The following is a 14,735-nucleotide window of genomic DNA, read 5'->3' as shown; positions in this document are numbered from 1 at the left end:
GGGCGGGCCGCTGGGGGCGCCCCGCCGAGGGTGTTCAGCGCGCGAGCAGCTCCTTCAGGGCCGCGTCGAGCACCCGGATGTCGTCGGGCGAGGTTCCGGGGCCACCCGCGAAGTGGCCCCAATCGGTCTCGACCGTGCGCAGCTCGGCGTTCGGCATGTGCGAGACCTCGATGGCGCTGTCTTCCGGGGGGAAGTACAGGTCGGTCGAGGCCGGCATCACGATCGCCTTGGCCTTGATGGCCCCCAGCGCCTTGGCAAAATCGCCGCCGTAGAGCGCGTTGTTCGCGATGTCGCCGTTCTGCCAGGTCCAGAGCATGGCAAGCAGGTTGTTGGCATCCTTCGCCAGCAGCCAGCCTTCCCAGAAGCCGACGAGGAAATCCTCCAGCGAGGCGTAGCCCAGCCGCTTCAGGTCGCCCTCGGTCCGGTAGAAGGTCTGCGACAGGCCCCAGCCGGCATAGACCCGGGCGGCGGCGCGCAGGCCCTTCTGCGGCTGCGCCGTGTAGAAGCCGTCGGCGAAGGCGGCATCCGCCTGAAGCGCCGCCTTGACGCCCTCCAGGAACACGAAGTTGTGCCGCGAGCACTTGGCCGAACCCTGGAAGGGCAGGATGCGCTCGACCATGTCCGGGAACAGGGCGCCCCAGTGGAAGGTCTGGAGCGCGCCCATCGACCAGCCGGTCACCAGCCGGATCCGCTCGATGCCGAACATCTCCGTGACCAGCCGGTGCTGCTGCATGACGTTGTCGTAGGCCGTCACCTTGGGGAAGCGCGGTCCGTCGAAGGGCGCGGGCGTGTTGCTCGGCGACGAGGACAACCCGTTGCCGAACATGTTCGGCACGATGATGAAGTACTGCTCCGGGTCGAGCGCCCGGCCCGGCCCGATCAGCCACTCGTTCTCGGTGTGCTGACCCGAATACCAGGTCGGGTAGACGATGACGTTGTCCTTGGCGGCGTTGAGGGTGCCGTAGGTCTTGTAGGCGAGCTTCGCGTCGCGGATCGTCTGCCGGGATTGCAGGACGACGTCGCCGAGTTCGAAGATGTCGTAATCGGCCATTCCGATCCCCCTCACACCGACAGGAAGCGGGCGACCTGCGCCTCGTCGATGTCGGCCCGCAGGGATTCGTGGACGATCGAGCCGTTCTCGATGACGAGCACCCGGTCGGCCACGTCCATGGCGAAGCTCAACACCTGCTCGGACACGACGATGGAGAGGCCGCGCTCGTCGCGGATCTTCTTGAGCGTCCGGCCCATCTCGCGGATGATCGAGGGCTGGATGCCCTCGGTCGGCTCGTCGAGGAGGAGCACCTTGGGGTTGCTGGCCAGCGCCCGGGCGATGGCGAGCTGCTGCTGCTGGCCGCCCGAGAGGTTGCCGCCGCGCCGTCCCTTCATCTCCAGGAGCACCGGGAACATCGTGTAGAGGTCCTGCGGCACCTTGCGCGATCCGGTGACGGTGAGACCGGTCTCGATGTTCTCCTGCACCGTCATGGTCGAGAAGATCATCCGGCCCTGCGGCACGTAGGCGAGGCCGGCGGCAACGCGGGCATGGCTCTTCATCGCCGTCACGTCGGTGCCCTCGACGGTGATCCGGCCCGACTTCGTCGGCACGATGCCCATCAGGGTCTTCATGAGCGTCGATTTGCCCATGCCGTTGCGGCCCATCACGGCGACGATCTCGCCGGGAGCGACAGAGATGTCGATGCCGTGCAGCACCTCGCTCTGGCCATAGGCCGAATGAAGGTCGGAGATCGCCAGCATCGGGGCGGCGCCGGCCATGACCGGCGGCACGGAGGAAGTCTGGGGAACGGTCTGAAGCATGATTTGGCGGCCTTCTGAGTATCGGCCCGAAAGGTGGGAACCGGCTTTCGGAAAAAGCCGATGCGGCACAGGAACCTAGAGATCACCCTGGATCGTGATCCAGGGTGATCTCTAGTGACCGAGATAGACTTCGACGACCTTCGGGTCGGTCTTGACCCGCTCCATCGAGCCTTCCGAGAGCACCTTGCCCTGGTGGAGCACGGTGACCCGGTGGGCGATGTCCTCGACGAACTTCATGTCGTGCTCGATGACGAGCACCGAGCGGCCCTTGATGATCTGGTTGAGGAGCTCCGCCGTCTTGATGCGCTCGCCGACGCTCATGCCGGCGACCGGCTCGTCGAGCATGAGAAGCTCCGGGTCCTGGATCAGCAGCATGCCGATCTCCAGCCACTGCTTCTGGCCGTGGCTCAGGAATTCGGCGCGCTCGTCGAGCTGATCCTTCAGGAAGATCGTCTGCGCGATCTCGTGGATGCGGTCGCGCACCTCGGCGTCGCGCTTGAAGGTGAGCGCGCCGAAGACCGAGCGGCCGCGGGGGAAGGAGATCTCCAGGTTCTCGAAGACGGTCAGGTCGTCGTAGATCGAGGGCGTCTGGAACTTGCGCCCGACGCCCGCCTGGACGATGGCGCTCTCGGACAGTTTGGTGAGTTCCTGGCCCTTGTACTTGATCGAGCCGGAACTCGCCTTGGTGCGCCCGCAGATCAGGTCGAGCACCGTGGTCTTGCCGGCGCCGTTGGGGCCGATGATGACCCGGATCTCGTCCGGATCGACGTAGAACGACACGTCGTTGACCGCCTTGAAGCCGTCGAAGGAGACGGTGAGTCCCTCGACCGCCAGCAGGAAGTTCTTGTCGTCGGCCGGCGTGCCGATCGGCGCGGAAGGGAGAATGGCCGCGTTCATGGGTCTCGTCCTCACTCGGCGGGGGCGCCGTGGGCCGGCAGCACGGGGGTGGGGGTCGGCGCGAGGCCCTTGGCCTTGCGGAACAGGCGGGGCTCGACATGCTCGCGCCAGAGGCCGGCGAGACCGTTGGGGAAGGCGAGCACCACGGCGATGAACAGGGCGCCGAGGCCGAACAGCCAGAGATCGGGGAAGCTCTCGGAGAACGAGGTCTTGGCGAAGTTGACCAGCAGCGTGCCCCAGACGGCGCCGAACAGCGACATCCGCCCGCCGACCGCGGCGTAGATCACCATCTCGATCGAGGGCACGATGCCGACGAAGGAGGGCGACATGAACCCGACCTGGAGGGTGAACATCGCGCCGCCCACCGCCGCGAAGGCCGCGGCCAGGCAGAAGGCGAACACCTTGAAGCCGGCGACCGAGTAGCCCGAGAATCGGACCCGGTCCTCCTTCTCGCGCATGGCGACGAGGATGCGACCGAGCTTCGACTTCTTTACGTACTGCGCTATGAGGATGCAGCCGAGGAGGAGCCCGCCGTTGACGAAGTAGAGGATGACCTTCGCGCTGTCGGTGCGGATGTCCCAGCCGTGGAGGGTGCGCAGGTCGGTGATACCGTTGATGCCGCCGGTATAGCCCTGCTGGCCGACGATCAGGATCGTCAGGATTGCGGCGATCGCCTGGGTGATGATGGCGAAGTAGGTGCCGCCGACGCGCCGCTTGAACATCGCCACCGAGATGACGAAGGCGAAGGCCACCGGCACCGCGATCACGAGGAGAAGCGTCAGCGGCAGGGAGTGGAACGGCTGCCAGAACCAGGGGAGCGACGTGATCTGGTTCCAGTCCATGAAGTCGGGAATGCCCGGCGTCGACTGGATTTTCGTATTTTCGACACTTGAAGCTTCGAGCTTCAAGTACATCGCCATGCAATAGCCGCCGAGGCCGAAGAAGACGCCCTGTCCCAGCGACAGGATGCCGGCATAGCCCCAGCAGATCACGAGGCCGAGGGCGACGAAGGCGTAGGTGAGGTACTTGCCCACCAGGTTGAGGCGGAAGCCGTCGAGGACGAGCGGCAGGACCACCAGGATCACGCCGGCCAGGAGCAGCAGGCTCACCCACTCGATCGGCTTCATGAAGGGGTTGTCGTTGACGGTGACCGCCTTCGACAGGCTCTGCAGAGAGCTCTTCTCGGGGCTCGTTTTCGGGCTCGTCATCGGGGTGCGCTCCTCAGCGACGGACCTTGAGGGTGAAGAGGCCCTGCGGCCGCAGCATCAGGATCGCCACCACCGCGAGCAGGGTGAGCACCTTGGCCATCGAGCCGGAGAGGAAGAATTCGAGGGTCGACTGGGTCTGCGAGATCGAGAAGGCCGAGGCGATGGTGCCGAGCAGGCTCGCGGCGCCGCCGAAGACCACGATCAGGAAGGTGTCGACGATGTAGAGCTGGCCCGAGGTCGGCCCGGTGGAGCCGATCATGGTGAAGGCCGAGCCGGCGATGCCGGCGATGCCGCAGCCGAGGCCGAAGGTGTAGCGATCGACCTTCTCGGTATCGATGCCGACCGCGCCCGCCATCGAGCGGTTGCTCATCACCGCCCGGATCTGCGCGCCGAAGCGCGAGCGGTAGATCAGGACGGCGACGCCCAGCGTGATGACCGTGGTGACCGCGATCACGAACAGGCCGTTGATCTGCACCTCGATCGAATCGGTGACGGGGATCGAGCCCATCATCCAGGTCGGCAATTCCACGCCGACCTCGCGCGGGCCGATGATCGAGCGGTAGGCCTGCTGCAGGATCAGCGAGAGGCCCCAGGTGGCGAGCAGCGTGTCGAGGGGGCGTTTGTAGAGATGCCGGATCAGCGCCCACTCGACCAGCATGCCTAAGGCCCCGGAGGCCAGGAACGCCAGCGCCATCGCGACGAAGAAGTAGGCGGAGAACAGCGCCGGAAGGTGCTCCTGGAAGAAGGTCGAGCACAGATAGGTGACGTAGGCGCCCAGGATCATGAACTCGCCGTGGGCCATGTTGATGACGCCCATCTGGCCGAAGATGATCGCCAGCCCCAGCGCCATCAGCACGTAGACCGAGAACAGGATCAGGCCCGCGAAGCCCTGCATCACGAAGATCGAGCTGAGGTCTGCGAGCGAGTAATCGCCGAACATGATTGGATCTCCGATCCGGCTGGCAATGGCTGCGAGCCGATCATCCCATCCGATCCCTCATCCTGAGGTGCCGGAGCGAAGCGGAGGGCTTTGAGAGAGCCCTCCAGACGTCGTTGCGATCCCTGGGGCCCTCCTTCGAGGGCCGCTGACGCGGCCAGCTCAGGATGAGGGCGGTGGATGGGATGGGCTGTGCAAGTCGCGGGCCGACTACTGGTAGCCCTTCGGGAACGGGTTCGGCTCGATCAATTCGGGGCTCTCGTAGACGACCTCGAACTGACCCGTCGGCAGGGCCTTGGCGACCCGGGTCTTCGACCAGAGGTGATGGTTCTCGTGGACCTTCACGTAGCCTTCCGGCGCCTCCTTGAACTCGATGCCGGGGGAGGCCGCGACCACCTTGTCGACGTCGAAGGAACCGGCCTTCTCCACCGCCATCTTCCACAGGAACGGCCCGAGATAGCCGGCCTGGGTGACGTCGCCGAGCACGGTCTTCTCGCCCCACATCTTCTTGAAGGCGGCGACGAACTTCTCGTTGTTCGGGTTCTTGAGCGACTGGAAGTACTTCATGCAGGAATAGGCGCCGGCGATGTTGTCGCCGCCGATGCCGTCGATCTCGTCCTCGGTGACCGAGATCGTCAGCAGGGTCTGCTTCGACAGGTCGATGCCCGCCGCCTTGAGCTGCTTGTAGAACGCCACGTTCGAGCCGCCGACCACGTCGGCGAAGATCACGTCGGGCTTCTTGAGCTTGATCTTGTTGATGACCGAGTTGAACTGCGTGTGGCCGAGGGGATAATACTCCTCGCCGACCACAGTACCCTTGAGCACGTTCTCGATGTGCTTGCGGGCGATCTTGTTGGAGGTGCGCGGCCAGATGTAATCCGAGCCGATCATGAAGAAGCTCTTGGCGCCCTTCTCCTTGCTCACCCAGTCGAGCGAGGCCAGGATCTGCTGCGTCGCCTCCTGGCCGGTATAGATGACGTTCTTGGACTGCTCCAGGCCCTCGTAGAAGGTCGGGTAGTAGAGCAGCCCATTATACTGCTCGAACACCGGCAGCGCGGCCTTGCGCGAGGCGGAGGTCCAGCAGCCCATCACGGCGGCGCAATGGTCGTTGACGAGGAGCTTCTTGGCCTTCTCGGCGAAGGTCGGCCAGTCGGAGGCGCCGTCCTCCTGGATGATCTTGATCTTGCGCCCGAGCACGCCGCCCATCTCGTTGATCTGGGCGATGGCGAGCTTCTCGGCCTGGATCGTGCCGGTCTCGGAGATCGCCATCGTGCCGGTCGCCGAATGCAGGATGCCGACGGTGACCTCGGTGTCGGTGACCGCGAGACCGGTGGTGTTGACCGCCGAGGTCGGTGCGGCGGCGAATGTCGGCCGCGGCATCATCGCTAGGGCGGGCAGGCCGGCCATGCCCATCAGGAGCTTGCGCCGCAGCGGCGAGCGCAGGCCGTTCTCGGTGTCGGAAGTGTCCTTCGCCATTCTGCCAGCCCTGTGACCTCACGTCCGACGGCTCTTGGAACGGCCGCGGATCGACGAGGTGCAGGCTAGGCTGCTCGTTGCGTCGCAGCATATACGCTGTTCTGCGTATGGTCCGCGCGGGTCGGCGGAGGCACGATGGCCTACCTTCGACCCGAGGCGGGCGTGTCGTCCGGCGCGCGCCGCGCCACAGGCCTGTGTCTTGCTTGCTGCACTTGCACGCTGCTCCCGCAGGGTGTCCTTGCATGCGGAGCGCCAGGGGGACCATCCTGCCCCCGCGCCCGGCAGGGGCTCCGCCAGGGCTCGTCAGGCGGTCGCGTACGGGATCGACGACAGACGTCACGCATGAACGGCCGCCAGCACATCATCCCGATCCGGCGTGCCTACAACCGTCTCGTCGCCGACGAGACGCTGGAGGATTATGCCCTCCGCTTCACCGCCAAGAAGGCGCGGCGCTGGTCGGCGCTCGCGGTGGCCCAGACGGCGCTCGGCTCGATCTCGTTCCTGGCGCTGGAGGCCATCGGCGGCACGCTGGTGCTGGCGACGGGCTTCACCAACACGCTGGCCGCGGTGCTCCTCGTCGGCGTGCTGCTCTTCGCCACCGCCGTGCCGATCACCGTCTACGCCGCCCGTTACGGGATCGACCTCGACCTCCTCACCCGCGGTGCGGGCTTCGGCTATCTCGGCTCGACGGTGACCTCGCTGATCTATGCGAGCTTCACCTTCCTGTTCCTGGCCATCGAGGCCGCCATCATGGCGCTGGCCCTGCACCTCTGCTTCGGCCTGCCGCTCTGGCTCGGTTACATCCTCTGCGCCGGCCTCGTCATCCCCCTCGTGGTCTACGGCATCCGGCTGATCAGCCGGTTCCAGATCTGGTCGCAGCCGGTCTGGGTCCTGCTCAACCTCCTGCCGCTCGGCTTCCTCGCCGCGAGCCCGGACGCCGCGGCCACCCTCGGGCGGCTCGTCACCTTCCCCGGCCTCGATCCGGCGGCGGGAGCAGGGTTCGACCCTCTCCGGTTCGGGCTCGCCACCAGCGTGATGCTGGCGCTGCTCGCCCAGGTCGGCGAGCAGGTCGACTTCCTGCGCTTCGTCCCGCCGGCGAAGGGCCCGCGGGACGTCGCGTGGTGGTCGGCGGTGCTGGCGGGCGGAGCGGGCTGGATCGGGCCGGGCCTGCTCAAGGTGCTGCTCGGGGCCTTCCTCGCGGTGCTGGCCCTCGGCCACGGCATCCCGGCGCCGCAGGCCGCCGAGCCGACCCAGATGTACGCGGTCGCCTTCGGCTACGTGACGCCCTCGCGGGAGGGCGCGCTGCTGCTGATGGCCGGGTTCGTCGCGATCTCGCAGATCAAGATCAACCTCACCAACGCCTATGCCGGCTCGATCGCGTGGTCGAACTTCTTCTCGCGTCTCACCCACAGCCATCCCGGCCGGGTGGTGTGGCTCGTCTTCAACGTCGCCATCGCCCTGATGCTGATGGAGCTCGGCATCGACAAGACGATCGAGAGCACCCTCCCCCTCTACGCCGTGGTGGTCTCGGCCTGGGTCGGGGCGCTCGCCTCCGATCTCTCGGTCAACAAGCCGCTCGGCCTGTCGCCGCCGGGCATCGAGTTCAAGCGGGCCCATCTCTACGCGGTCAATCCGGTCGGCACCGGGGCCATGGCGCTGGGCCTGGCGCTGGGCTGGCTCGCCTATGCGGGCGCCTTCGGAACGCTCGCCGCCGCCTTCGGGCCGCTGCTGGCGCTCGCCGCCGCCTTCGTCGCCGCCCCGCTGATCGCCTGGGGCACCGGGGGGCGCTTCTACATCGCGCGGGTCCCGGAGCCCGTCGTGGCGGCGGGCGGCGAGAGGATCGGCGAGGAGATCGTCTGCCGGGTCTGCGAGCTGCCCTTCGAGGGCGAGGACATGGCGCATTGCCCCGCCTATGCCGGGCCGATCTGCTCGCTCTGCTGCTCCCTCGACGCCCGCTGCGGCGACCTCTGCAAGCCGCACGGTCGCCTCGACGCCCAGGCCCAGGCGAGCCTCGGGCGCTTCGTGCCGGCCCCCGTCGCCGCCTGGATCGGCGCGCCCCTCGGGCGCTACCTCGCGCTGATGCTCTGCCTCGTCGGGGTGATCGGGCTGATCCTCGGCATCGTCCATGCCGGCGCCAGCAGCGGGCATCCGGAGCATCGCGAGTTGCTGCGGGCGGCGCTCACCAGCGTGTTCTTCATCTTCGTGCTGATCCTCGGCATCGTCGCGTGGCTGTTCGTCCTCGCTCAGGAGAGCCGCCGCGTCGCCCAGGCCGAGACCGAGCGCCAGACCGCGCTCTACCAAGCGGAGATCGCCGCCCACAAGATCACCGATGCCAAGCTGCAGGAGGCCAAGGAGACGGCGGAGGCGGCCAACCTCGCCAAGAGCCGCTACGTCGTCGGCATCAGCCACGAGCTGCGCACGCCGCTCAACGCCGTGCTCGGCTACGCCCAGCTCCTCGAGGTCGATCCCGAGATCCCGGCGCAGCGGCGGCGGGGCCTGCAGGTGATCCGCCGCAGCGCCCAGCACCTGTCGGGCCTGATCGACGGGCTGCTCGACATCTCCCGCATGGAGGCCGGGCGCCTCCAGGTCCACCGCAACGAGATTCGGCTGTCGGATTTCCTCGACCAGATCGTCGACATGGTGCGGCTCCAGGCGGAGGCGGCGGGCCTGCACTTCCGCTTCACCCGCCCCGAGATCCTGCCCGCGGTCGTCGCCACCGACGAGAAGCGCCTGCGCCAGATCCTGCTCAATCTCCTGTCGAACGCGATCAAGTTCACGCCGTCGGGCGAGGTCGGGCTCGACGTGACCTATCGCAGCCAGGTCACGGTCTTCACCATCCGCGACACCGGGCTGGGCATCCGGCCGGACGATCTCGGGCGCATCTTCGAGCCGTTCGAGCGCGGCTCGATTCCCGCCGCCCGCAGCCAGCCGGGCACCGGCCTCGGGCTCACCATCGCCGGGCTGCTGGCGCAGGTCATGGGCGGCGAGATCACGGTCGAGAGCGAGGTCGGGCGCGGCACCCGCTTCCGGGTGCGGCTGATGCTGTCCTCGGTCAACCGCCCTGCCCCCACCCCCGCGGCCCCCGCCGTGCCGGCCCTCTCCGCCGCCCCGCGCCGCTACGCCGGCCGCCAGCGCCGCGTCCTCGTGGTCGATGACGATCCGGCCCACCGCACTCTGATGCGCGACATCCTCGAGCCCCTCGGGATCGAGGTCGCCGAGGCCTCCGACGGACCGGCCTGCCTCGCCCTGTGGGACCCGGCCGGGGCGAGCGCCGCGCCCGACCTCGTCCTCCTCGACATCGCCATGCCGGGCATGAGCGGCTGGACCGTCGCCGAGCGCCTGCGCGCCCTCGCGCCGGGTCTGCGCATCGCCATGATGTCGGCCAACGTCCACGAGATCAGCCCGACCCGGGGTATCGATGCCCGCCACGACGCGATCATCGCCAAGCCGTTCGACCTGCGCGACTTCCTCGATCAGGTCACCCGTCTGCTCGGTCTCGACTGGGTCGAGGGGACGCCGCCCGTGGCCAAAGCGGCGGAGGCCGGGCCGGGCGCGCCGCGCGTCCCCGCCCCCTCGTCCGCCCCGCGGGCGAAAGAAGGGGCGCCGCACCCCGTGACCGCCGCGCGCGGCGGCCTGCCCCTCCCCGTCCTCGAAGAGCTCCTCCGCCTCGGCCGCATCGGCCATGTCCGCGCCATCGAGGCCCGGCTCGCCGAGATCGCCGATGCCGAGCCGGCTGCCGCCGCCTTCGCGGAGCGCCTGCGGACCCTCGTCGTCGCCTTCGACCTGCCGACCTACATGCGCGTGCTCAAGGACGCCGCCGGCGAACAACCGGTCCGGGAAGCCACCGATGCCTGAGGCACCCGGTCAACGCGACATCGTCCTCGTGGTGGACGATTCCCCCGACACGCTGAGCTTCCTCACCGAGGCGATCGAGCGCTCCGGGGCCACGGTCCTCGTCGCGGTGGCGGGCGAGGCGGCGCTGGCCCTCGTCGACGAGATCACCCCCGACATCATCCTGCTGGACGCCATGATGCCGGGCATGGACGGGTTCGAGACCTGCCGCCGCCTCAAGGCGAAGCCCGCCGTGGCGACCGTGCCGGTCATCTTCATGACCGGGCTGTCGGAGACCGAGCACATCGTCCAGGGGCTGGAGGCCGGCGGCGTCGATTACGTGACCAAGCCGATCGCCCCCGACGAGATCCTGGCGCGCATCCGCGTCCACATGGCCGGGGCGCGGGCGGCGCAGAGCCTGCGGGCGGCGCTCGACACCACCGGGCGCACCCTGTTCGCGGTCGATGCCGCGGGAGCCGTGCTGTGGGCCACGCCGCAGGCCTCGCAGGTTCTGGCGGCCTGCGCCCCCCGGGCGGACGACGCCTACGGGCTGCCGCCCGCCGGACGGGCCTGGCTGCGCGGTTGCCTCGCCGGGGGGCAGACGGGAGCCTTCACCCTCACCGACCTGTCCGGCGCGGCCCATACGGTGAGCTTCGTCGGCCGCACCGGCAACGAGGTGCTGCTGCGTCTCTCCCGGGACGCGACCGCCGCCGGCATCGAGTTGCTGCGCACCCGCCTGCCGATCACCGCGCGCGAGGCGGATGTGCTGTTCTGGCTCGCCCGCGGCAAGTCGAACCGCGACATCGGCGAGATCCTCACCCTGAGCCCGCGCACCATCACCAAGCATCTCGAAGGCATCTACGCCAAGCTCGGGGTGGAGAACCGCACCGCCGCCTCGATCATCGCCGCGCGCCACCTGCAGGATCTCGGCTGAGCGTTGCTGGGCCTCCCGGCGGGCGGGGATGAGGCCGCCCGCGGATCAGCCGGTGCGCTGCGCGGTCCAGCGGCCGGTGCAGGCGGTCAGGCCGGCGAGGGACCATTCGCCCGACCCGCTCGCGCCGCGGAGCCGTCCGGTCACGGCGATGCGGGACAGGCCGGTGCGGATCGTGCCGCTGACGCGCCCGTCGGCGCGGGCCTGCCCGGTGGCATCGATGCCGTCGGTGCCCGCCTCCTTCAGCACCCCGTTGCGGATCGTGATGGGATAACGGTGCGGGCCGGCGCAGCGGCCGGTCACGGTCATGGCCTGGACCGACCATGCGCCGTCGAACGGCCCCGCCATCGCGGTGCCGGTGGAGAGCGGGAGGCCGAGGGTCAGGGCGAGCAGCGGGGCACCGAATCCGGTCAGCCGGCGTCGGGCGATCATGAAGGCAACTCCGTGAGAGTGAGGGGTCATCGGGGGCCGGCTCCCGCATCGGCCCCCGCGATCGGGTCGCGAAGGAACGACGCACCGGCCGGAGACGAGGCTGTGTCAGCGTCAGCACGAGATGGGACACCGGCAGCCGATGTCACTGATATCGATGCACTGGTATCGAGAATTTGAAGGATATCATCGCGGAAGGCTGGGATTTTCCGGGCGATGACAAATCACGCAAGAGCTCGTGCCCCGTTTCTGGAAGCCATAAAGCTAAGTTCGCGTTTCTGAATATTGCATGAAGCCTGTCCGGTGGGGCGCCGCATCGCGTCGGGCATCCTGGCCGGGAAGCGCCGGTTGGGGCGGGAGCGCGCCGCCCGACCTCGCCCGGCGAGGCTGTCGCGGCGCCGGTGGGGCGACCCCGCGGAGCCGATCGATCGTCGGTGACGTCAGAGGCCGAGGGCCAAGCCGTCGCTGCGGGGATCATGGGCGCCGACGAAGCCGCCGTCGGCCTCGATCCGGATCGCGCCCGGATGGCCGGCCAGCGGGCTCTGGGCCGGGATCGGGCTGATCTCGTGCCCCCGCCGCTTCAGCTCCGCGAAGACCTCCTGCCCCGCATCGAGTTCGAGCTTCAGGCTGTCGCGGCTGTCCGAGAACGTCTTCCCGAGGAGAAACCGGGGGCGCGCCAGGGCCGTCAGCGGGTCCATGCGGTAATCGATCAGGCGCGTCAGCACCGCCGCGAGCGTCTGCGGCTGCCCATCCGCTCCCTGCGTTCCGTAGAGCAGGCTCGGACGTCCGTTCGTGAAGTACATGCCGGGATTGAGGGTGTGGAACGGGCGTTTGCCCGGACGCGGCGCGTTGATGCTTCCGGCCTCCCCGCTGAAGGCGGCACCGCGGTTGTGCCAGAGGATGCCGGTCTCCCCCGCGACGACGCCGCTTCCCCAATCGAAATAGATCGTCTGCAGCAGGCTGACGCAGCGGCCCTCCCCGTCGGCGACCCCGATGAAGACGGTGTCACCGGTCTGGAAGACATGCGGCCAGGGTGCCGCCCGGTGCGGATCGATGCGGCGGGCCTGCGCATCGAGATGGGCGGCCGACAGCAGGCGGTCGACGGGAACATCGACGAAATCGGGATCGGCAATGTAGCGGTTGCGATCGATGAAGGCCGTTTTCACGGCCTCGACGAGCAGGTGGTAGTAATCGGCGCTGCCCTCGGGGATCGCGCCGAGGTCGAAGCGGTCGAGAACGCCCATGATCTCGAGGGTGGTCAGGCCCTGCGTCGGCGGACGCAGGCTGACGAGTTCCCCGCCCCGATAGGGAACCCGCAGCGCGCTCTCGTTGCGGGCGCGGCAGCGGGCGAGGTCGTCCGCCGTCAGGGGCGAACCCGCTGTCTGCAGGCCGCTGACGATCCGGCGGGCCAACTCGCCCTCGTAGAAGTCGCGGCCGCCATTCTCCGCCAGGGTCGTGAGCGAGCGGGCGAGGTCGGGCTGGCGGAAGGTCTCCCCGACATCCGGGATGCGGCCGTCGGCCGTGAACACGCGGACCACATCGGGCCATGTGCCGATCGCGTCGGCGCGGAAATTCGCCCAGAAGCGCTGCGACGGCGTCAGGGGAAAGCCCTCCGTCGCGCAGGCGATGGCCTGCCCGAACAACCCCTTCCAGGAGTGCCGCCCGCCCCAGGCCCGCTGGCTGAAGGTGAAGGCCTGCTCCCAGGTGTCGACGGCCGCCGCCGCCGTGATGGCCGATCCGGGGCCGCGCAGCGGGATCGGCCGACCCTCCTCCGGCAGGTTCGCCGCCGCCTGCCCGATGCCGGACAGGGTGAAGCTGGCACCGTCGCGGTCGCTGACGATCATGAACGCGTCGCCGCCGAGTCCGCAGAAATGCGGATAGGTGACGCAGAGCGTGGCATTGACCGCGATCGCCGCCTCGATGGCGTTGCCGCCCGCCCGCAGCACCTCCCGTCCCGCCTCGCTGGCGCGTTCGTGCGGGCTCGTCACCATGCCCCGGCGCGATCGGGCGAGGGCGCCGCGGGCGGCGCCCGGTTCGGTGACGGTGGCGGGTTCGGCGAAGGGACGGGTCGGCATGGTCGTCGCACCCAGGGCAGCCGCGGAGGTCAGGAGCAGCGCGCGCCGCGAGGGTGTGGGCGCGGCGGGTCGAGGCCGATCGCTTCGATGGCCTTCGCTGCGGTCGTCGTCGCTTCGATCCATCACGGCACCTCCGGGGGTTCGCTGAGGTCCGGCGCCGGGGCGGCGCCGAAACGGTCGGAGCGACGCGGACGACGCCCCTCAGGTCCGGCCGTTCGCGGGGCCGGGCGCCTCGATCCGGTCGGCGGCATGCGCCGCGATGGCGCCGGCGGTCGTGAGCCAGACCGTGTCCCGGTGCCGGGCGATGTGGTCGAGCGCCCGCCGCAGCGGGCGCAGCCGGTGCGGCTGGCCGACGATGTAGGGGTGCAGGGCGATGCCCATGACGAGCGGGGCGCGGCGCGACTGTTCCAGCATCTCGTCGAAGCCGTCGATGATCGCCTCGGCGAAGGCCCGCCCCGTCTCCTTGCGGGCGACGATGGCCGGGATGTCGTTCAGCTCCTGCGGATAGGGCACCGAGAGGATGCGGCCGCCGCCGCGGGTGGCGAACCAGGTCGGCTGGTCGTCGTGGCACCAATCGAGCAGGTAGCGGTAGCCCGCCTCCGCCAGCAGGTCCGGCGTGACCCGCGATTGCGAGATCCAGGGGCCGAGCCAGCCCGCCGGCGCCGTGCCCTCCTCCCGCGTCAGCACGGCGGTCGCCTCGGCGATCAGGGCCCGCTCCTCGGCCTCCGACAGCGTGCCCTGCCGCTCCGCGTTGCTGCGCCCGTGCCCGACGATCTCGTCGCCGCGGGCGCGGAAGGCCTCGATCAGGCCGGGGCAGTCCCGGTAGATCCGGCTGTTGACGAGGAGGCTCGCCGGCATCCGCAGGTCGTCCAGCATGTCGCGGATGCGCCACGCGCCGACCCGGTTGCCCCAGTCGCGCCAAGCGTAGTTGAGCACGTCCGGCTGCGGTCCGCCCGGCGCCAGCTCGGCGCCCAGGCCGTCACCGAACTCGAAGGTCTCGAGGTTCAGGGCGAGGTAGACGGCGAGGCGCTTGCCGTCCGGCCAGTCGTAGACCGGCCGGTCCGGCAGGGCGGAATAGGGGTAGCGGCCATGACGCGACAAGGTCGGCTCCGGATGGGTCACGGGAAGGGGCACGGGGA

The 14,735-nt window shown here is 69.1% G+C and carries 11 protein-coding genes; 2 read left to right on the top strand and 9 right to left on the bottom strand.

The annotated features are described in order from the left end of the window. Positions 1-34 precede the first annotated feature (34 nt). The 6 genes from OWC43_RS11185 to urtA all read right to left on the bottom strand — a co-directional run bounded on the left by OWC43_RS11185 (position 35) and on the right by urtA (position 6,330). Positions 35-1,051 (bottom strand): alpha/beta fold hydrolase, encoded by a 1,017-nt coding sequence (locus OWC43_RS11185; RefSeq protein WP_393956743.1) that lies wholly within the window; start codon positions 1,049-1,051, stop codon positions 35-37. 11 nt (positions 1,052-1,062) lie between these two features. Beyond that, positions 1,063-1,752 (bottom strand): urea ABC transporter ATP-binding subunit UrtE, encoded by a 690-nt coding sequence (urtE, locus tag OWC43_RS11180; protein WP_171015605.1) that lies wholly within the window; start codon positions 1,750-1,752, stop codon positions 1,063-1,065. A gap of 171 nt (positions 1,753-1,923) precedes the next feature. Then, the gene (gene urtD / locus OWC43_RS11175) at positions 1,924-2,709 is read right to left on the bottom strand and encodes an urea ABC transporter ATP-binding protein UrtD (protein WP_137831611.1); all 786 of its coding nucleotides are present in this window, start codon (positions 2,707-2,709) and stop codon (positions 1,924-1,926) included. Between the two features lie 11 nt (positions 2,710-2,720). Further along, entirely contained in the window at positions 2,721-3,917 is a 1,197-nt protein-coding gene (gene urtC / locus OWC43_RS11170; protein ID WP_393956742.1) for an urea ABC transporter permease subunit UrtC, read from the bottom strand. Between the two features lie 13 nt (positions 3,918-3,930). Next, positions 3,931-4,857 (bottom strand): urea ABC transporter permease subunit UrtB, encoded by a 927-nt coding sequence (urtB, locus tag OWC43_RS11165; RefSeq protein WP_137831613.1) that lies wholly within the window; start codon positions 4,855-4,857, stop codon positions 3,931-3,933. A gap of 207 nt (positions 4,858-5,064) precedes the next feature. Then, on the bottom strand, positions 5,065-6,330 hold the full coding sequence (urtA, locus tag OWC43_RS11160) for an urea ABC transporter substrate-binding protein (protein WP_137831614.1): 1,266 nt from the start codon (positions 6,328-6,330) through the stop codon (positions 5,065-5,067). Between the two features lie 342 nt (positions 6,331-6,672). On the opposite strand from urtA, the gene OWC43_RS11155 reads away from it, so the two are divergent. Both OWC43_RS11155 and OWC43_RS11150 read left to right on the top strand, forming a co-directional pair. Beyond that, positions 6,673-10,185 carry an ATP-binding protein gene (locus OWC43_RS11155; protein ID WP_393956741.1) on the top strand — a complete coding sequence of 1,171 codons (3,513 nt, stop codon included), beginning with the start codon at positions 6,673-6,675 and terminating at the stop codon, positions 10,183-10,185. Next, entirely contained in the window at positions 10,178-11,095 is a 918-nt protein-coding gene (locus tag OWC43_RS11150; RefSeq protein ID WP_137831120.1) for a response regulator transcription factor, read from the top strand. Before OWC43_RS11155 ends, OWC43_RS11150 begins: the two co-directional genes overlap by 8 nt. 45 nt (positions 11,096-11,140) lie before the next feature. Here OWC43_RS11150 and OWC43_RS11145 read toward each other — a convergent pair whose 3' ends face one another. From OWC43_RS11145 to OWC43_RS11135, 3 genes are all read right to left on the bottom strand, one after another. Beyond that, a complete protein-coding gene (locus OWC43_RS11145) occupies positions 11,141-11,524 on the bottom strand; it encodes a hypothetical protein (RefSeq protein WP_238307754.1) in 384 nt (127 codons plus the stop codon). Between the two features lie 437 nt (positions 11,525-11,961). Continuing rightward, positions 11,962-13,719 carry a gamma-glutamyltransferase family protein gene (locus OWC43_RS11140; RefSeq protein ID WP_393956740.1) on the bottom strand — a complete coding sequence of 586 codons (1,758 nt, stop codon included), beginning with the start codon at positions 13,717-13,719 and terminating at the stop codon, positions 11,962-11,964. A gap of 78 nt (positions 13,720-13,797) precedes the next feature. Then, positions 13,798-14,697, bottom strand: coding sequence for a polysaccharide deacetylase family protein (locus OWC43_RS11135; RefSeq protein WP_393958540.1), 900 nt, complete (start codon positions 14,695-14,697; stop codon positions 13,798-13,800). Between the last annotated feature and the right edge of the window lie 38 nt (positions 14,698-14,735).

Source organism: Methylorubrum sp. POS3 (assembly GCF_043352485.1).
GTDB classification, from domain to species: domain Bacteria; phylum Pseudomonadota; class Alphaproteobacteria; order Rhizobiales; family Beijerinckiaceae; genus Methylobacterium; species Methylobacterium suomiense.
Note: the sequence above shows the minus strand (reverse complement) of the source record. Positions and strands in the feature narration are given on the sequence as shown.

Excerpts from the sequence above, each read along its gene's own strand:
- urtA (WP_137831614.1), bottom strand. The coding sequence starts at position 6,330 with ATGGCGAAGGACACTTCCGACACCGAGAACGGCCTGCGCTCGCCGCTG.
- OWC43_RS11150 (WP_137831120.1), top strand. The coding sequence starts at position 10,178 with ATGCCTGAGGCACCCGGTCAACGCGACATCGTCCTCGTGGTGGACGAT.
- OWC43_RS11155 (WP_393956741.1), top strand. The coding sequence starts at position 6,673 with ATGAACGGCCGCCAGCACATCATCCCGATCCGGCGTGCCTACAACCGT.
- OWC43_RS11140 (WP_393956740.1), bottom strand. The coding sequence starts at position 13,719 with ATGGATCGAAGCGACGACGACCGCAGCGAAGGCCATCGAAGCGATCGG.
- urtC (WP_393956742.1), bottom strand. The coding sequence starts at position 3,917 with ATGACGAGCCCGAAAACGAGCCCCGAGAAGAGCTCTCTGCAGAGCCTG.
- OWC43_RS11145 (WP_238307754.1), bottom strand. The coding sequence starts at position 11,524 with ATGATCGCCCGACGCCGGCTGACCGGATTCGGTGCCCCGCTGCTCGCC.
- urtE (WP_171015605.1), bottom strand. The coding sequence starts at position 1,752 with ATGCTGGCGATCTCCGACCTTCATTCGGCCTATGGCCAGAGCGAGGTG.
- OWC43_RS11185 (WP_393956743.1), bottom strand. The coding sequence starts at position 1,051 with ATGGCCGATTACGACATCTTCGAACTCGGCGACGTCGTCCTGCAATCC.
- urtD (WP_137831611.1), bottom strand. The coding sequence starts at position 2,709 with ATGAACGCGGCCATTCTCCCTTCCGCGCCGATCGGCACGCCGGCCGAC.
- urtB (WP_137831613.1), bottom strand. The coding sequence starts at position 4,857 with ATGTTCGGCGATTACTCGCTCGCAGACCTCAGCTCGATCTTCGTGATG.